Here is an 18,004-nt window from a genome sequence, read left to right as displayed (position 1 = left end):
AACCGGGGTACGGATCCACAGTGGATCCGTACCCCGGTCAACGTTAATGCCTGCGTACCGCCGGACTACTTGCCCGACGTGGTGCCCTGCTCGGCACCGGCCCCGGCACCCGTCTTGCGCTCGACGGCAGCCTTCACCAGGCCCGCGAAGAGCGGGTGCGGGCGGGTCGGGCGGGAGCGGAGCTCCGGGTGTGCCTGGGTGGCGACCAGGTAGGGGTGGATCTCGCGCGGGTACTCGACGTACTCGACGAGCTTGTTGTCCGGGGAGGTGCCGGAGAAGACCAGACCGGCCTTCTTCTCCAGCTCGGCGCGGTAGGCGTTGTTGACCTCGTAGCGGTGGCGGTGGCGCTCCTCCACGTACGGCTGGTCGTCGTACGCCTCACGGACCAGCGAACCCTCGGCGAGCTTCGCCGGGTACAGGCCGAGCCGCATGGTGCCGCCCAGGTCGCCCGCGCCCTCGACGTACGCCAGCTGCTCCTCCATCGTCGAGATGACGGGGTGCGAGGTGGCGGCGTCGAACTCGGTGGAGTTGGCGTCGGGGATCTCGGCGAGGTTGCGCGCCGCCTCGATCACGATGCACTGCAGGCCGAGGCAGAGGCCGAGCAGCGGCACCTTGTTCTCACGGGCGTACTGGATCGCGCCGATCTTGCCGTTGACGCCACGGTCGCCGAATCCGCCGGGGACGCAGATCGCGTCGACGTCGGAGAGCTGCTTGGCTGCACCGGCCGGGGTCTTGCAGTCGTCGGAAGCGACCCACTTGACCTTGACCCGGGCCTTGTTCGCGAAGCCGCCGGCCCTGATGGCCTCGGTGACCGAGAGGTAGGCGTCGGGCAGGTCGATGTACTTGCCGACGAGCGCGACGGCGACCTCGTGGTCGGGGTTGTGGACGCGGTCCAGCAGGTCGTCCCACGTGGTCCAGTCGACGTCGCGGAACGGCAGGTCGAGCTTGCGCACGACGTACGCGTCCAGGCCCTCGGTGTGCAGCACCTTCGGGATGTCGTAGATCGACTTGGCATCCACGCAGGCCACCACGGCGGCCTCGTCGACGTCGCACATCAGCGAGATCTTGCGCTTGATGGCGGTCGGTACGTCACGGTCGGCGCGCAGCACGATGGCGTCGGGCTGGATGCCGATGTTGCGCAGCGCGGCGACGGAGTGCTGGGTCGGCTTGGTCTTGAGCTCGCCGGACGGGCCGATGTAGGGCAGCAGCGAGATGTGCACGACGAAGACGTTGTCCCGGCCGACCTCGTGGCGGACCTGGCGGACGGTCTCCAGGAACGGCAGCGACTCGATGTCACCGACCGTGCCGCCGACCTCGGTGATGACGACATCGACGTCGTCGGTCGCCATGCGGCGGATGCGGTGCTTGATCTCGTTGGTGATGTGCGGGATGACCTGCACAGTGTCACCGAGGTACTCGCCGCGCCGCTCCTTGGCGATCACCTGCGAGTAGACCTGGCCGGTGGTGACGTTGGCGGAGCCGTCGAGGTCGACGTCGAGGAAGCGCTCGTAGTGTCCGATGTCCAGGTCGGTCTCGGCGCCGTCGTTGGTGACGAACACCTCACCGTGCTGGAAGGGGTTCATCGTGCCCGGGTCGACGTTCAGATACGGGTCGAGCTTCTGCATGGTGACCCGAAGGCCGCGCGCCTTGAGCAGGGCACCGAGGCTGGAGGCAGTCAGACCCTTGCCGAGGGAAGAGGCGACACCCCCGGTGACGAAGATGTGCTTGGTCGTCGTGGATGTGGGCTGCATAGCCAAAGGGGGCTCCCGTGGTCGCGATCGTGAGGTGCGTACCGGCGTTGCCGTCCGGAGATTCCGGAGGCGCCGTCGCTGCGGTTCGGGGGCCTCGTCTGCTGTTGCGGACGACCACCGGTCCACGGGCTACCAGGGTATCAGCGACAAAGGGGGCCTGCTTCCGGCCACGCCCCGCACGCTGAACACACACGATCAACGCCGACCCTCCCGCCCCACCCGTTCGGCTCAGGCGCGTTGCTGAGACCGTCGCGCAGATCATCCGGGTGCGTCGTATCCTGCTCGGACACTCGCTCCGGGCGAGGTACCGAGTTCGCAGGTTCCCCCACAACAACCCCTTGCGACGACCTCTTGACCCGCAGTAATGCCCTACGGGGCGACATGGCCGTTCGACTGGAGATGCACGTGGCCGGGCGCATCGAGGATTACGCACTCATCGGAGACATGCAGACCGCCGCCCTGGTCTGCCGGGACGGCACAGTGGACTGGCTGTGCCTTCCCCGCTTCGATTCGCACGCTATTTTTGCGGGACTTCTGGGTACCGAGGAGCACGGCTTCTGGCGCCTGGGACCGGCGCGGGAGGACGGGGCGGAGCCGCCGTCCGCGGACCGCCGCCGTTACCGCGGGGACTCCCTCATCCTGGAATCGGAGTGGGACACACCGCGCGGAACGGTCAGAGTGACCGATTTCATGCCGCCTCGTGACGGTGCGCCGCAGGTGATCCGGATCGTGGAGGGGATCAGCGGCAGGGTGGACATGCGCTCCGAGCTGCGGATGCGGTTCAGCTACGGGCGCGTCACACCATGGGTGCACAAGGTCGACGGCCGTACGGTCGCCGTCGCCGGCCCGGACTCCGTCTGGCTGGACACCCCCGCCGACACCTTCGGCGAGAACCTGACGACGTACTCCGATTTCACGGTCGCGCCCGGGGACCGGATCGCCTTCACGATCAGCTGGCAGCCTTCGCACCACGAACCGCCCGCTCTTCCGGACCCGGAGAGTTCGCTGGACGCGACCGCGGACTTCTGGCGTGAATGGGTCGAGCAGTGCACGTACCACGGGCCCTACCGCGAGGCCGTGGTCCGCTCCCTGATCACCCTCAAGGCCCTGACGTACGCGCCGACCGGCGGCATCGTCGCCGCGCCGACCACCTCCCTGCCCGAGGACATCGGCGGCTCCCGGAACTGGGACTACCGCTACACCTGGCTGCGCGACGCCGCGATCACCCTCTCCTCCCTGCTGCGCACCGGCTACCGCGAGGAGGCCCGTGCCTGGCGCGAGTGGCTGCTGAGGGCGGTCGCCGGGGACCCGGAGAACCTGCAGATCATGTACGGCATCGCGGGCGAGCGCGAGCTGGGCGAGGCCGAGCTGGACTGGCTGCCCGGTTACGAGAATTCCGGCCCGGTCCGGGTCGGCAACGGCGCGGCGGGGCAGCTCCAGCTGGATGTGTACGGCGAGGTCATCGAGGCACTGCACCTCGCCCATATGACGGGCCTGACCCGCAACGACTACGCGACGGGCCTCCAGCTCAAGCTGATCGAGTACCTGGAGAAGCACTGGGACGAGCCGGACGAGGGCATCTGGGAGGTGCGCGGCCCGCGCCGCCACTTCGTCCACTCGAAGGTGATGGCCTGGGTCGCCGTCGACCGCACCATCAAGCTGATCGAGTCCGGGGACGCGGAAGGGCCGATGGAGCGGTTGTGCGAGCTGCGCGACGATATCCACCGCGATGTCTGCGACCGGGGCTACGACAAGGAACGCAACACCTTCACCCAGTCCTACGGATCGAAGGAGCTGGACGCCTCACTCCTGCTGATCCCCCAGATGGGCTTCCTGCCGCCGGACGACAAGCGCGTGATCGGCACGATCGAGGCGATCCAGCGCGAGCTGTCCACCGAGGACGGCTTCGTGCTGCGCTACCCCACCAAGGGCGAGGACGCGGGAGTCGACGGCCTGGAGGGCGACGAGGGTGCGTTCCTGGCCTGCTCGTTCTGGCTGGCGGACGACCTGGCGATGATCGGCCGGGTCGACGAGGCACGCCAGCTCTTCGAGCGGCTGCTGTCCCTGCGTAACGATCTGGGCCTGCTCGCGGAGGAGTGGGATCCCCGTTTGCAGCGCCAGGTGGGGAACTTCCCCCAGGCGTTCAGCCATGTGCCGCTGATCGACACGGCACTGCGCCTGACGGCGAGCGGGGCGTACGTCGGCTGACGTCGGGGAGGGGGCGGGCCTGGCGTATGCGGGGCCCGCCCGTGCGCCAGTCAGGTCCTAGGGGGGCCGCAAAGTATCGCCGTTCGCCCGGCGGGCCAGGCGGGACTTTGCCGACTCCCCGTGGGGGTTGCGGCGACCAGCTCACCGCAGCGGCCCCCCGCTCTCCGCTCCGGTCACGACGGGCAGCTCCGAAGGCAGCCCCCACTCGCTCCAGGACCCGTCGTAGACGGCCAGCTCTCGGTACCCCGCCAGCGCGGCCCCCAGCGTCAGGACGCAGGCGGTGACGCCCGATCCGCAGCTGAAGAACAGCCGCTCCCGCTCCCCGGCGAGGGCGGCGTACGCGGCGCGCAGCTCCTGCGCCGGGCGCATCCGGCCGTCGCGCTGGATCTCGCCGAAGGGCAGATTGACCGCCCCCGGCATATGGCCGGCGCGCAGCCCGGGTCGTGGCTCGGCGACCGCGCCGGAGAACCGCTCCCTGGAGCGGGCGTCGAAGACGGCCGCGGCGGGGTCGGCCAGGGCCGCCGCCACCTCGTCGCTGCCGACGACCAGCCCCGCGCGCGGCCGGGCTGTGAAGTCGCCGCGCGCCACGGCAGACGCGGGCTGGGCGTTCTCCAGCGGCAGCCCGGCGCCGGTCCAGGCGGGCAGGCCACCGTCGAGCACCGCGGCCCGGTCGAAGCCCATCGCGCGCAGCATCCACCAGGCACGCGCGCTGGAGTAGATGCCCGCGCAGTCGTAGACGACGACGGTGTCGGTGTCGTCGACGCCGAGGGAGCGCAGTTCTTCGGTGAACCGGTCGGCGTCGGGCAGCATGTGGGGCAGTGGTCCGGAGTGGTCGGACAGCGCCCCGTCGATGTCGAAGGGCCTCGCTCCCGGAATCCGCTGCTCGGAGCCCCGGTGCGCGCCCACCGAGGCATCGAGGACCACCAGCCCGCGCTCGCCCAGCCGCGCCGCGAGCCAGTCGGCCTTGACCAGCGGGCCGGGAAGCGGACCGGCAATGTCCTCCCGGCTTGCGTACGCCAATACGTCGTCGCCCACGTCTGCTCCAGGTCCAGGTCCAGGTCCGGGTATGAGGGCCGTTCGGCCCGAACCGCGCGGCGGTCACAAGATCGCAGCGGCCCTCGACCCGTGTCAACAGCAGTTCCATGCCCCCTGGCACGTCGAAAGCGGCTGATCAATGCCGCTTGCCCCGGTCGGCGGACTCCCCCGACGACTCCCCGACGACGCCCCCGGCGCCCGGGGCCGGTACCTTCCTGAATCAGGGCGACTGCCCGTCCGACCCGAGTGGAAACGCGAGGCCAGAGCCAGTGGAGACGCAAGGCGGAATCACCGTGCAGCGGGCCCTTGAGCTGCCGGGGCTGCGCAGCGGGCTCCCGGAGGTGGTGGCCGGCGCGGACCGGCTGAACCGTACGGTGCGCTGGGTGCACGCGGGCGAGGTCCCGAACATCGCTTCGCTGCTCAAGGGCGGTGAGCTGCTGCTCACCACCGGTCTGGGGCTCGGTACCCGCCCCGCCGAGCAGCGCGCCTTCGTCCGCAGGCTCGCCGACCGCGGGATCGCCGCCCTGGTGGTGGAGCTCGGACCGCGCTTCAGCAGGCTGCCCGCATCGATCGTGGACGCCGCCCGCGCGGCCGGTCTGCCGCTGGTGCAGCTGCACCGCGAGGTGCCGTTCGTGACGGTGACCGAGGAGATCCACACCGAGATCGTCAACGGTCACTACGCGCTGCTGCAGCAGGCCGAGGAGGTGCACCGGCGGTGCACGGAGGCGCTGCTCGGCGGCGGTGGGGTGCCCCAGGTACTGGGCATCCTGGCGGACTTCACGGCCAACCCGGTCTTCCTGGAGACGGCGGACGGCCAGCTGCTGTACGCGGCGGGCCCCGGGTCCGGCCCGGTGTCCGCCGATCCGCTCCAGGTGTGGGACGGGATGCGCGGCGACCGGGCGGCCCGTGAGACACCGCCCACCGGTTCGGTGCTGGTGGATGTGCCGGGCGGCGGCCCGGGGAGCGGTTCGGTACGGGCCAGGCTGGTGCTGCTGGCCGTGGCGGGGCCGCTGGTGACGGTGCACCGGATGGCGGCGGAACGGGCGGCGGGCATTCTCGCCGTCGTACTGATGCAGGCCCGCCAGGAGGAGGAGCTCGCCGCGCGCGGCCGGGGGGACTTCCTGACGGATCTCGCGGAGGGCCGGATCACTCCGGAGGACGCGCCGGCGCAGGCCCGTGTGCTGGGTTTCAAGCCGGGTGAGATGCCGCTGCTGCCGGTGGTGATGCGGCTGGCCCCCGAGCTGTCCGTGTCGGGGAACTGGGCGCTGCTGGCGCGGGCGGTGCTGGAGGAGCTCTCGTCGGTGGGTGTGCCGGTGCTGCTCGGTGTGCGGCCCGTGGAGGGCCGGGTTCCGGTGTTGCTGGGGCTGCGGTCCGAGACGGAGCGCACGGCGGTCGCGGACCGGGTCGCGGCGGCGCTGCGGGCGGGTGTGGAGCGGGCCGGTCTGGAGCGTGCCGGATCGCATCCGCCGGTCGTGGTGGTGGGCGTGGCGGGCAGTTGGGCGGCGGCCGGAGCGGGGCTGCGGCACGCCGCGGAGACGGCGACGGCCGCGCACGGTCTCAGCGACCGGCCCTGGTACGACGCCCGGCGTCTGGACATCGATCTGCTGCTGTGGCGGCTGCGGGACCATCCGGATCTGGCGGCGTTCGTGGACCGGGCGATCGGTCCGCTGCGCGATCACGACCGCACCTCGCGCCCTGTGCTCCTGCCGACGCTGGAGACGTATCTGGCCCACGCGGGCCGCAAGGCGGAGACGGCACGCGAACTGCATCTGAACCGTCAGACGCTGTACAACCGGCTGGGCCGCATCGGCGAACTGCTCGGCACCGACCTGGACGATCCCCAGGCGGTCCTGGCCCTGAGCCTGGCCCTCCGGGCCCGCCGCCACACGTCGTAGCTCCGGGCTTGTTCGACGAGCAGCCGCTCACCGCGTCCGCGCCACCGCCAACGGCTTCGTCAACTCGTCGTAGATGCTGAGAACTTGAGCGATCGTGTCGTCCTCGGTCGGCCAACTCGCGGCCTGCACACGCCCCGCGGCCGCCAGCTCCGCGCGCCGCTCCGGATCACCGAGCAGCCTGACCACCGCCCGCGCGAGCGCCTCCGCGTTTCCGTACGGTACGAGCTCCGCCCCGTCCCCCACGAGTTCGGGCACCCCTCCGACCGCGGTGGCGACCAGCGGAACGCCGAGCCGCAGCGCCTCCTGGGCCAGCACCGAGCGCGCCTCCCACCGGCTGGACAGCACGGCCAGATCGGCGGCGGCGAGAAGTTTCGCGGTGTCGTCGCGGCTGCCGACGATCCGGACGGGCAGCTCCTCGTTCCTGATCCGGCGCTGCAGAGCGGCCCGATCCCGCCCCTCCCCCACGATGATCAGCAGCGGTACGGGGTCGAGTCCGCGCCACATCCGTGCGGCGTCGAGCAGCATGTCGTACCCGTGGTGCGGTACGAGACTCCCGTACGACATGATCAACGGCCGCTCCACCACACCGAGTTCGGCCCGCGCCTTGCCTTCGTGGACGGCGGCGGGCACGCGCGGTACGGGAGCGGAGACCGGCGAGAGCCGGACATCGCGCGCTCCTCGCCGCCGCGCCCGGTCGACCAGGTCCGATGTCGTACCGAGCACAACTGCCGCCGCACGGGCGGCCCTTCGCTCCATCAGATGAAGCAGCCGACGGCGGGCGCCTTCGGCGTGGGCGCGGGCGTGCCAGGTGACGACCAGCGGGACACGGCGGCCGCCGAGCGCGAGAGCGGCGCGCACGGCGGCGTGCAGACCGTGCGCGTGGACCACGTCCGCCGTCAGGCAGGCGGTACGCAGCGCGGCGACGGCTGCGGGATCACTGCGCCGCGGTACGGGGGCGAACCGGGCACCCGTACCGGAGTAGTCGTAGGCGCGGTCCAGTTCGGCCGGGGCACAGACGGTGACGTGCACGCCTCTCGCCACCAGCCCTGCGGCCAGCGAACTGACGTGGGCGCTGCTGCCCGCGCTGCCGCCGCCCAGGACTTGGACCGTACGCAGCTGTGACACGTTGAATGGCTCCCGGGGCTCCCGAGTGGGCGGTGATGGCACCGCCAAGGATGCCAGTCCGTACGCACGTTCCGGCACAGTCGAGCCACTGTCCCGCTGCATACAACAGCAACCGGCCGTGACGCACCACTCGCACGGGTGGGAAGGCGGCGCTATGTTGACGCGTCCGTGGACCCTGTCAGCGGTCCGACAGCATGTGGGCGAGTCGGCTGACCCGGTCCCCGTACACCGTCGCCGCGACAAGCCCCGCCGCATGGGCGACGAGCCCGGCCCGGCCGCGGCCCGCGACGATGGCGACACCGAGTGCGGCGCCCAGGGCGTGGGCCCCGGTGTCCCCGATCATGGTGCGCTCCCCCAGGTCGTCGGCGACGAGGGCTGCCACGGCCCCCATCGGCGCGGCGGCGAGTGCGCCCCCGGGCAGACCCGGGGCCCCGAGGGCGAGCACGGTGGTGGCGGCCGCGGCGGGCCGTACATCCGCCAGATTGACGAGGTGCGCACATCCGGCGATCACGACGCCGGCAAGGACCCGGTCGACGGGCCGCTCCTTGAGCAGCGCGCCGGCCGCGAGCCCGGCGGCCCCGATCCCGAAGAGCTTCACGGCACCACTGGTGACTTCACCGTCCCGCAGCGCACCCAGGTGGGCGCGGAACCCGCGGCGCGGATCGTCCGCACCGACGAGGTCGTCGTACGCACCGCAGCCGCCGGCCGCGAGTACGGCGAGCACGGCGGCGTACCGGGTACGGGCAGGCAGCGGGAGGACGGCGGTTCCGGCGGCGGCGCCGAGGGCGACGGCCGGTCCCGCGTACAGATCGACGGTACGGCCCGCGTAGTTGGTGCGCTGCCAGCGCTCGCGCGGCCGGGCCCGCAGCGCCCGGTACACACCCCCTGCGACGGCGGCGGCGACGGCACCGGCCACTGCGGCTCTGCTGATCGTTGCTCCCATGCGGGCCAGGCTACGCAGCGACCCGCCGGGACCGTCCGGCGGCCGTTCTGTCCGCAAATCTCCGGGCGGACTCGAATGACAGGCCCGCCCGGAGACTGGGCACGCACGCGTGCCCGGCGGCCGCGAAGCCCCCGCTACCCGTCCGCCCGCGCCGCGGCCAGCAGCTCCTCCGCATGGGCCCGTGCCGTCTGTGAGTCCTCCTGGCCCGCGAGCATCCGGGACAGCTCCCGTACCCGGTCCTCGCCCTCCAGGACCGTGACTCCGCTGCTGGTCACCGACCCGTCGACCGTCTTCTCGACCAGCAGCTGCCGGTCGGCGAAAGCCGCCACCTGCGGCAGGTGCGTGACGACGACCACCTGCGCGGACCTGGCGAGCTTCGCGAGCCGCCGCCCGACCTCGACGGCCGCCTTGCCGCCGACGCCCGCGTCGACCTCGTCGAAGAGGTACGTGGGTACGGGATCGGAGCCTGCGAAGACCACCTCGACTGCGAGCATCACCCGGGACAGCTCACCGCCCGACGCACCCTTGGCGATCGGCCGCGGCTGGGCGCCGGGGTGCGGGGCCAGCAGAAGCTCGACCTCGTCGGCGCCGGACGGCCCGTAGACGACGCTCCGCCCGCCGATCTCGATGCCGGACGCCTCGTCGGCCGCCTCGGTCTGCCGGATGTCGAAGGAGACCCGGGCGTGCGGCATCGCGAGGGATGCCAGCTCCTCGGTCACCGCCTCGGCGAAGCGCTCCGCCGCCCCCGTACGCTCATCGGTCAACGCCTGCCCGAGGCCGGAGAGTTCGGCGCGCAGCGCATCGCGCTCCGCCGTCAGCTCGCCGATCCGGTCGTCGTCGCCCTCCAGCTCGGTGAGCCGGGCGGCCCCTTCCTCGGCCCAGGCCAGGACGGCGGTGATGTCCTCGCCGTACTTACGGGTGAGTCCGGTGAGCGCGGCGCGCCGCTCCTCCACCGCGGCGAGCCGCAGCGGATCGGCGTCCAGCTGGTCGGCGTACCCGGCCAGTTCGCCCGCCACGTCGGAGAGCAGGATCGAGATCTCGCCGATCCTGTCGGCGAGCGCGGCCAGCGCCGGATCGTGGGCGCGTACGGCGTCCAGGGACCGTCCGGCGGCCGCGACCACGGTCGTCGCGTCGACGCCCTCCGGGTCCTCCGGGTTGCCCGCGAGCGCGGTGTGCGCGAGGGCCGCCGCGGAGGCGAGCGCTTCGGCATGGCCGAGCCGCTCGGCCTCGGCGGCCAGGTCGCCGTCCTCGCCCGCCAGTGGTTCGACCCCGGCGATCTCGCCCAGCCCGAAGCGCAGCAGATCCGCTTCCTGGGCACGCTCGCGGGCGCGCGTCGTCAGCTCGTCGAGCTCCGTGACGACGGCCCGCAGCCGCCGGTACGCCGCCGCGTACTTGGCGTGCGGCACGGCGACACCGTCGCCCGCGTACCGGTCGAGGGCCTGCCGCTGCCGCGCGGGCTTGAGCAGCCCCTGCTGGTCGGTCTGGCCGTGCACGGCGACGAGTTCGTCGGCGAGTTCGGCGAGCACCCCCACCGGCACGGATCTGCCGCCGAGATGCGCCCGGGAGCGCCCCTCCGCGGAAACGGTACGGCTGATCAACAGCGCGCCGTCGTCGAATTCGGCCCCGGCCTCCTCGGCCCGCAGGGCCACGGCGTCGCCGTCGGACACCGTGATCCGCCCCTCGACGACCGCGGCCTTGGCCCCGATCCGTACCAGGGCGGGGTCGGCACGCCCGCCGAGCAGCAGCCCCAGACTGGTGACGACCATGGTCTTGCCCGCGCCGGTCTCACCCGTCACCGCGGTGAAACCGGGTGACAGCTCGACCACCGCGTCGTCGATGACTCCGAGCGACCGTATCCGCATCTCCTCCAACACGGACATGACCTTACGAGGTCCGGGCCCCGATGTGCGACGGGCCCCGCCCCCCGGGGTTCACTCTCCCGTGTGCTCCTGGAGCATTCGCACCGCCTCCGGGGGAATGTCCGCCGGTCAGTGCGGTGCGCCCCGCCACCCCGAGACGGGCAGTGCGAACTTCGCCACCAGCCGGTCCGTGAACGAGGCGTGGTGCAGCCGCGCGAGCCGTACAGGCACCGCACCGCGCCGCACCTCGACCCGCGCACCCGCGGGCAGCTCCACGGTCCTGCGCCCGTCGCACCACAGCACCCCGTGCGGGGTGTGCTGCTGGACCTCGACGGCGAGCACCGAGGTCGGCGAGGTCACCAGCGGCTTGGCGAACAGCGCATGGGCGCTGATCGGCACCATCAGCAGCGCCTCGACCTCGGGCCAGACGACGGGTCCGCCCGCCGAGAAGGCGTAGGCGGTCGATCCTGTCGGGGTCGCGCAGACGATCCCGTCGCAGCCGAACCCGGTCACCGGCCGGCCGTCGATCTCCAGGACGACCTCCAGCATCCGCTCGGGCGACACCTTCTGCACGGCGGCCTCGTTGAGCGCCCAGTCGGTATGGACGATGTCGCCGTTGCTGTGCACGACGACGTCGAGCGTCATCCGTTCCTCGACCTGGTACGCCCGGGTGACGACCCGGTCGACGACCTTGTCCAGGTCGTCCCGCTCGGCCTCGGCGAGGAAGCCGACCCGGCCGAGGTTGACGCCGAGCATCGGCACCCCGGAAGCGCGGGAGAGTTCGGCGCCGCGCAGCAGCGTCCCGTCCCCGCCGAGCACGATCAGCAGCTCACAGCCGTCCACGGCCTTGGGCGTGGTGTCCGTGACCGTCTCGACGGACGGCGGCAGCGGCAGATCGGCCGCTTCGGTGGCCAGCACCCGTACGCCGAGGCCGCTGCGAAGCAGTCCCTGTACGACCAGCTCGGCGCTGCGGATCGCGGCCGGGCGGCCGGTGTGTGCCAATAGAAAGACAGTTCGTGCCGCATTCGTCGTCAACGGGGCCCCTCCGCCACTGCACGGTCGACATCTGCGGGATCCAGTTCAGGTGATCCGGCCCGCAGCCACAGAAAGTACTCGACATTTCCCGAGGGCCCCGGCAGCGGACTCGCCGTCACCCCTTGCACTCCGAGGCCCAGCGCCCAGGCCCGGCGCGCCACCTCCCGTACCGCTTCGGCCCGCAGCTCTGGGCTACGCACCACACCGCCGCTGCCGAGCCGCTCCTTGCCGACCTCGAACTGCGGCTTGACCATGAGGACCAGGTCCGCGTCGGGGGCGGCGCAGCGCGCCAGAGCGGGCAGGACAAGACCCAGCGGGATGAACGACAGATCGCCGACGACCAGGTCCACCGGCCTCCCGTCGATGGCTTCCAGCGTCAACTCCCGTACGTTGGTACGGTCCTTGACGGTGACGCGCTCATCGGACTGGAGCGACCAGGCAAGCTGCCCGTAGCCGACGTCGACGGCGACGACATGACCGGCGCCGGCCCGCAGCAGTACGTCGGTGAAGCCACCGGTCGACGCCCCGGCGTCCAGCGCCCGCCGCCCCTCGACCTTCAGCCCGAGGGGTACGAAGGCGGCGAGGGCGCCGGCGAGCTTGTGCCCGCCGCGCGAGACGTACTCGGGGTCGCTGTCGTCCTTGATCACGACGACAGCTGCGCTGGTCTCGACCTGGGTGGCGGGTTTGGTCGCGGTGTTGCCGCCGACGGTCACCCGCCCTGCGGCGATCAGCTGGCTCGCATGCTCGCGCGAGCGGGCGAGATTACGGCGTACCAGCTCGGCGTCGAGGCGGCGACGTGCCACTCCTGCCACGTTCGGTTCAGCTCCTGTTGTTGTACGAGGGCATCGGTGCGGGTGCGGGCCTGGCGTCCAGCGCGCTCAGCGCGTCGCGCAGCCCACGGTGTACATCCTCGTACACCTCGATGTGTCCGTCCGCCGGGAGGTGGTCCGCATCGGCGAGACGCTCCAGCCGCGCGTCGATCTCGGCGTTGCCGGTGGGGGTACGTCCGACCCCGAGGGGCGCGGGTACGGCGGGGTCGAGAAGGGTCGCCGCGGCCGGGGCCGCGCTCTCGTCGGACGGGTCTTCCGCCACGTCCACAGGTGTCGCTCCGGGCGCTGTTCCGGCTGCCGTCCCGGGCCCCGGCATCGAGTCGCTCATGCGGGAAACGCTACCGCGAAGGGCTGCGGTACCGTCGGTCACGATGGCGACCATGGCGGAGTGCCGCAGCGCACTCGACAAACTGTCCGACAACCTCGCGGGGGCCGACGGCGACGTGCGCAGCGCGGCTGCCCTCGACCGCTCGCTGAGCTGCCACATCAAGGACCTCGACATCACGTTCACCGGCCGGCTGGCCAATGGCCGGATCCAGGTCCTGGACACGGTCGACGGCCCGCCCGGGGAGAAGGCCGAGATCCGGCTCGCGATGACCGGCGACGACCTGGTGGCCATGGTGAACGGCGAGCTGAACTTCGCCAGGGCATGGAGTGCGGGCCGGGTCCGCCTGGAGGCCGGCTTCCGTGACCTGCTGAAGCTCAGGTCGCTGCTGTAGCCGCGGGGCGGGTCCGCTTTCCCGGCCTGTCCCGCCCTGCTGCTGAGGGCGGGCCCGTTCGGTCAGCCCTTCGCCGATACCCCGGCAGACGCCTTGCCCTGCACGCCCACGCCGCCGCTCCGCGGCTTGCGCGCGGCCGGCACGACCAACGGCGTCCCGGTCTCCGGATCGTCGATGACCTGGCAGCGCAGCCCGAAGACCCGCTCCACCAGCTCCGCGGTGACGACCTCGCCGGGCGCGCCCTCGGCGATCACCTCGCCCTCCCGCATCGCGATGAGGTGCGTGGCGTACCGCGCGGCGTGATTCAGATCGTGCAGGACGGCCACCAGAGTGCGCCCCTGCGTCTCGTGCAGCTCCGCACAGAGGTCGAGGACATCGATCTGGTGCTGGATGTCGAGGTACGTCGTCGGCTCGTCGAGCAGCAGCAGCGGCGTCTGCTGGGCGAGCGCCATGGCGATCCAGACACGCTGCCGCTGCCCGCCGGACAATTCATCGACATAGCGATCGGCAAGCGCACCGACTCCGGTCGCCGCCATCGATTCCTCGACAATGCGTTCGTCGTCCGGCGACCACTGACGCAGCAGTCCTTGGTGCGGATACCGGCCGCGCCCGACGAGGTCGGCGACGGTGATGCCGTCCGGCGCGATGGAGGACTGCGGCAGCAGCCCCAGCGTCTTGGCGACCTTCTTGGCCGGCATCCCGTGGATCGTCTGCCCGTCCAGGAGCACCCGCCCGCTGTTCGGCTTCAGCATCCGCGAGAGCGCGCGCAACAGGGTCGACTTGCCGCAGGCGTTGGGGCCGACAATCACCGTGAACGAGTTGTCGGGGATCTCGACCGAGAGATTCTCCGCGATGACCCGCTGGTCGTAGCCGAGGGTCACCGAGTCCGCGGTGAGGCGCTGCATGGTCGTACTCCCGGAGTCTGAGGCGATCGGGTGCGAAGGACCGTCCTTCGCCACGAGCGGAGGCCGGGGCCCAGCCCGGTCCCACCCGCCCTGCAGGTCGGCCATCCGGACGGCGGCACACCGAGCAGAACAAAGTTAGGTTAGCCTACCCTCCTTTGGGCTCAAATCACCGGGAGGAGCCTTTCACAGCCCCAGCCTGGCGACCGCCTTCCCCGCGTCCAGCCCGCACGAGCCGTCTCCGGCGTACGACCACGCCGCCCCGCAGAGCGCCCGCAGCCCGTCGAGTGTGTCCCCGTCTCCTTCGAGCACCAGGTCGTCACCGCGCACCGACGCCGTCCAGCCACCGCAGCCGAACCCGTCGCCCGTCCGTGTCACCTCGGGCTGCCCGGTCAGCAGCCCCCGCAGATCCGCGTCCACATACGTCGGCCGGTGCTTCGGCCCGGCGGCCACCAGCTGCGCCGCGTCCGTCACCCCGGTGAGCACCAGCAGCGAGTCCACACCGCCGTTGAACGCGCCCTCGATGTCCGTGTCCAGCCGGTCCCCGACCACCAGCGGGCGCTCGGCCCCGGTCCGCAGCACCGTCTCCCGGTGCATCGGAGGCAACGGCTTCCCGGCGACCTGCGGCTCGGCCCCGGTCGCGATCCGTACGACCTCCACCGCCGCACCGTTCCCCGGCGCGATCCCCCGGGCACTCGGAATCGTCAGATCCGTGTTGGACGCGAACCACGGCACCCCCCGGGCAATCGCGTACGCGGCCTCGGCGAACCGCCCCCACGTCATATCGGGCCCGCCGTACCCCTGCGCCACCGCGACCGGCTCGTCGTCCGCCGATTCCACCGGCACCAGACCGCGCTCCCGCAGTGCGACGCGCAGCCCCTCGCCGCCCACCACCAGCACCCGCGCCCCGGCCGGCAGCTGATCGGCCATCAACCGGGCCACCGCCTGTGCCGAGGTGATCACATCAGCGGACTCGGCCGGAACCCCGAGTTCGGTCAGGTGTTCGGCCACTGCGGCCGGGGTCCGCAGGGCATTGTTGGTCACATACGCCAGGTGCATCCCGCCGTCCCGCGCGGTTCCCAGCGAGTCGACGGCGTGGACGATCGCATGGCCGCCCGCGTACACCACCCCGTCGAGATCGAGCAGCGCCGTGTCGTACGCCTCGTTCAACGCGGTGCTGCTGCCGCTCGGCCTGGTCCTGCTCGCCTGACTCATTCTTTGCGCTCCTCACTCCATGCTTCTGTCCCGATCATCGCGCATCCCGGCCGCGCACATACGATGCAGAAATGAACACATCAGGTCCGGCCGGCCAGGGACTGCGTCTGATCCCGTTCCGCGGGCTGCGATACGTACCCGAGCGGGTCGGCAGTCTTGCTGCGGTGACCTCACCGCCGTACGACGTCGTCGTGCGCCCCGACGGGCTGCACCACCTGGAGTCGGCGGATCCGCACAACATCGTCCGGCTGATCCTGCCGCAGGCCGAAACGGCCGCGGCCCGCCACGCGCAGGCCGCCGAGACCCTGAACCGCTGGCTGGCCGAGGGCATACTCGCTCCCGATCCTGAGCCCGCGCTGTACGTCTACGAGCAGCGCAACGCCGAGATCCTGCAGCGCGGCATCGTCGGGGCGCTGGCGCTCTCCGCCCCCGCCGACGGCATCGTGCTGCCCCACGAGGACGTGATGGCCCATGTCGTCGAGGACCGGGCCAACCTGATGCGCACCACGGCCGCCCACCTCGAACCGCTGCTGCTCACCTACCGCGGCGACGGCGACGCCTCGGGCGCGACGGCCGTCATCGAGCGGACCATCGAGCACCCGCCGCTGCTCGCCACCACCACCGAGGACGGCTACAGCCACCGGCTCTGGGCGGTCACCGACCCGGCCGACCGGGCCGAGATCGAGACCGATCTGGCCCACCACCAGGCCCTGATCGCCGACGGCCATCACCGCTGGGCCACCTATCTCCGCCTCCAGCAGGAGCACACCGCTCCCGGCCCCTGGGACTTCGGCCTGGTCCTCCTCGTCGACACGGCCCGCTACCCGCTCCGGGTCCGCGCCATACACCGGCTGCTGCACCGCCTCCCGGTCTCCGACGCGCTCGCCGCCCTGAACGGCCTGTTCCGCATCCGCGACATCGAGGGCCCGCTCCCCCGCGCCCTGGACGCACTCGCCGAGGCGGCCGCGGAAGGCAACGCGTTCCTGCTCGCGGGCGACGGCGGCTTCCACCTCATCGACCGCCCCGACGCCGGCCTGCTGTCCCGTACGATTCCGGCCGACCGCCCTACCGCCTGGCAGACCCTCGACGCCACGGTCCTGCACGCGGCTCTGCTCGACCATGTCTGGCAGATCCCCGACGCCCCGGAGCACATCGCGTACATCCACGACACCGCGGCCGCCGTCGAACAGGCCGAACGTCACAACGCCACGGCTGTCCTGATGCATCCGGTACGCGAGGAAATCGTCCGGGACCTCGCCCGACAGGGCGTCACCATGCCCCGCAAATCGACCTCCTTCGGCCCCAAGCCGGCCACCGGCCTGGTCCTGCGAAGCCTCACCCTCGGCTGACCCCCACAGCAACAAAAAGCACAGCAACAAAAAAGGGCGGCACCCCTTCCGGAGTGCCGCCCTTTCTCATGCCTTACGCCTCGGGCGTACCGTCCTCGTCCTTGCTCTCGCCGTCGCTCGTGTCCTCATCCGCAGCGGCGGCCGGCGCCTGAGCGGTGTCGTTCGCTTCCTCTTCCTCGTCCTCACCGAGGGCATCGACGAACTCGACACCGTCCAGCGCGGCGAGCCGGTCCGAGGCATCGGTGGCGCCGTCCTTGTCGGCCTCCAGCGCCTTCCCGAACCACTCACGCGCCTCGTCCTCGCGCCCCGCCGCCAGCAGCGCATCCGCGTACGCGTAGCGCAGTCGCGGAGTCCACGGGTGCACGGCGTTCGAGGCGAGTTCGGAGCTCTGCAGCGTGACGATGGCGGCATCGATCTGCCCCATATCCCTGCGGGCCCCGGCAGCCACCAGACGCATCTCGACCTGACCGGCCTTGTCCAGCTTCTGCACCTCGGGCTCGCCGGCCATGGCCATCGCCCGCTCGGGCCGCCCGAGTCCGCGCTCGCAGTCGGCCATGACGGGCCACAGCTCCACGGAACCGGTCATCCGCTTGGCCGCCCGGAACTCCGCCAGCGCCTCCGAGTACTTCTGCGTCGCGTACGCGGCGAACCCGGCCGCCTCACGCACGGCAGCAACCCGCGAGGCCAGCCGCAACGCGATCCGCGAGTAGGCGTACGCCTGCTCGGGGTCCTCGTCGATCAGCCGGGCCACCATGACGAGGTTCCTGGCGACATCCTCGGCCAGGGTCTTCGGCAGGCTCATCAGCTCCTGCCGGACATCCTTGTCGATCTCGTCACCGGTGACGTCGTCAGGAATCGGAAGCCGCTTGATGGGCTCACGGTCCCGCTCGTCACGCCGCTCGTACCCACCACGGTCGTCGCGCCCGCGGTAGCCACCCTCGCCACCACGATCGTCCCGCTGCCCGCGGTAACCCCCGCCACGGCTGTCATCCCGCCGGAATCCACCACCGGATCCGCCACGGCTGTCGTCGCGCCGGTAGCCGCCGCCACGGCTGTCGTCGTCACGGCGGGGCCCACGCGGCCGGTCATCACGCCGCTCGAACCCACCCGCAGGACGCCCACCACGGTCGTCATCACG

General features: G+C 71.7%; 15 protein-coding genes. 4 read left to right on the top strand and 11 right to left on the bottom strand.

All coding sequences use genetic code 11. The features are described 5' to 3' along the window. Window positions 1-65 precede the first annotated feature (65 nt). The gene (locus ACGFU7_RS12510) at window positions 66-1,751 is read right to left on the bottom strand and encodes a CTP synthase (protein WP_393694958.1); all 1,686 of its coding nucleotides are present in this window, start codon (window positions 1,749-1,751) and stop codon (window positions 66-68) included. Window positions 1,752-2,156: 405 nt separating this feature from the next. On the opposite strand from ACGFU7_RS12510, the gene ACGFU7_RS12505 reads away from it, so the two are divergent. After that, window positions 2,157-3,959: a glycoside hydrolase family 15 protein gene (locus tag ACGFU7_RS12505; RefSeq protein WP_393695588.1), complete on the top strand. Its 1,803-nt coding sequence runs from the start codon at window positions 2,157-2,159 to the stop codon at window positions 3,957-3,959. Window positions 3,960-4,100: 141 nt separating this feature from the next. On the opposite strand, the gene ACGFU7_RS12500 is transcribed toward ACGFU7_RS12505, so the two are convergent. Beyond that, the gene (locus ACGFU7_RS12500; protein WP_393694956.1) at window positions 4,101-4,994 is read right to left on the bottom strand and encodes a sulfurtransferase; all 894 of its coding nucleotides are present in this window, start codon (window positions 4,992-4,994) and stop codon (window positions 4,101-4,103) included. 269 nt (window positions 4,995-5,263) lie between these two features. On the opposite strand from ACGFU7_RS12500, the gene ACGFU7_RS12495 reads away from it, so the two are divergent. Continuing rightward, a complete protein-coding gene (locus ACGFU7_RS12495; RefSeq protein WP_393694955.1) occupies window positions 5,264-6,889 on the top strand; it encodes a PucR family transcriptional regulator in 1,626 nt (541 codons plus the stop codon). Between the two features lie 27 nt (window positions 6,890-6,916). Here the strand turns inward: ACGFU7_RS12495 and ACGFU7_RS12490 are convergent, their stop codons facing one another. From ACGFU7_RS12490 to ACGFU7_RS12465, 6 genes are all read right to left on the bottom strand, one after another. Next, window positions 6,917-8,014 carry a glycosyltransferase family 4 protein gene (locus ACGFU7_RS12490; RefSeq protein ID WP_393694953.1) on the bottom strand — a complete coding sequence of 366 codons (1,098 nt, stop codon included), beginning with the start codon at window positions 8,012-8,014 and terminating at the stop codon, window positions 6,917-6,919. Window positions 8,015-8,192: 178 nt separating this feature from the next. Next, on the bottom strand, window positions 8,193-8,957 hold the full coding sequence (locus tag ACGFU7_RS12485; RefSeq protein ID WP_393694951.1) for a hypothetical protein: 765 nt from the start codon (window positions 8,955-8,957) through the stop codon (window positions 8,193-8,195). A 134-nt stretch (window positions 8,958-9,091) separates the two neighbouring features. After that, entirely contained in the window at window positions 9,092-10,837 is a 1,746-nt protein-coding gene (recN, locus tag ACGFU7_RS12480) for a DNA repair protein RecN (RefSeq protein ID WP_393694949.1), read from the bottom strand. Window positions 10,838-10,945: 108 nt separating this feature from the next. Then, window positions 10,946-11,851: an NAD kinase gene (locus tag ACGFU7_RS12475; protein WP_383977202.1), complete on the bottom strand. Its 906-nt coding sequence runs from the start codon at window positions 11,849-11,851 to the stop codon at window positions 10,946-10,948. Next, on the bottom strand, window positions 11,848-12,663 hold the full coding sequence (locus tag ACGFU7_RS12470) for a TlyA family RNA methyltransferase (RefSeq protein WP_393694947.1): 816 nt from the start codon (window positions 12,661-12,663) through the stop codon (window positions 11,848-11,850). Before ACGFU7_RS12470 ends, ACGFU7_RS12475 begins: the two co-directional genes overlap by 4 nt. Window positions 12,664-12,670: 7 nt before the next feature. Next, on the bottom strand, window positions 12,671-13,009 hold the full coding sequence (locus ACGFU7_RS12465) for a hypothetical protein (RefSeq protein WP_393694946.1): 339 nt from the start codon (window positions 13,007-13,009) through the stop codon (window positions 12,671-12,673). 43 nt (window positions 13,010-13,052) lie between these two features. On the opposite strand from ACGFU7_RS12465, the gene ACGFU7_RS12460 reads away from it, so the two are divergent. Beyond that, entirely contained in the window at window positions 13,053-13,400 is a 348-nt protein-coding gene (locus ACGFU7_RS12460) for an SCP2 sterol-binding domain-containing protein (RefSeq protein ID WP_393694944.1), read from the top strand. Window positions 13,401-13,462: 62 nt separating this feature from the next. Here ACGFU7_RS12460 and ACGFU7_RS12455 read toward each other — a convergent pair whose 3' ends face one another. Both ACGFU7_RS12455 and ACGFU7_RS12450 read right to left on the bottom strand, forming a co-directional pair. After that, the gene (locus tag ACGFU7_RS12455; protein WP_393694942.1) at window positions 13,463-14,305 is read right to left on the bottom strand and encodes an ABC transporter ATP-binding protein; all 843 of its coding nucleotides are present in this window, start codon (window positions 14,303-14,305) and stop codon (window positions 13,463-13,465) included. A 183-nt stretch (window positions 14,306-14,488) separates the two neighbouring features. Then, the gene (locus tag ACGFU7_RS12450; RefSeq protein WP_393694940.1) at window positions 14,489-15,517 is read right to left on the bottom strand and encodes an HAD hydrolase-like protein; all 1,029 of its coding nucleotides are present in this window, start codon (window positions 15,515-15,517) and stop codon (window positions 14,489-14,491) included. Between the two features lie 71 nt (window positions 15,518-15,588). On the opposite strand from ACGFU7_RS12450, the gene ACGFU7_RS12445 reads away from it, so the two are divergent. After that, entirely contained in the window at window positions 15,589-16,866 is a 1,278-nt protein-coding gene (locus tag ACGFU7_RS12445) for a DUF1015 family protein (RefSeq protein ID WP_393694938.1), read from the top strand. A 73-nt stretch (window positions 16,867-16,939) separates the two neighbouring features. Here ACGFU7_RS12445 and ACGFU7_RS12440 read toward each other — a convergent pair whose 3' ends face one another. After that, window positions 16,940-17,668, bottom strand: a complete 729-nt coding sequence (locus tag ACGFU7_RS12440; RefSeq protein ID WP_393695587.1) for a tetratricopeptide repeat protein — start codon at window positions 17,666-17,668, stop codon at window positions 16,940-16,942. Window positions 17,669-18,004: the final 336 nt, after the last annotated feature.

Origin of the sequence: Streptomyces sp. NPDC048473 (genome assembly GCF_043200155.1) — a bacterium.
Classification (GTDB): Bacteria; Actinomycetota; Actinomycetes; order Streptomycetales; family Streptomycetaceae; genus Streptomyces.
Note: the sequence above shows the minus strand (reverse complement) of the source record. Positions and strands in the feature narration are given on the sequence as shown.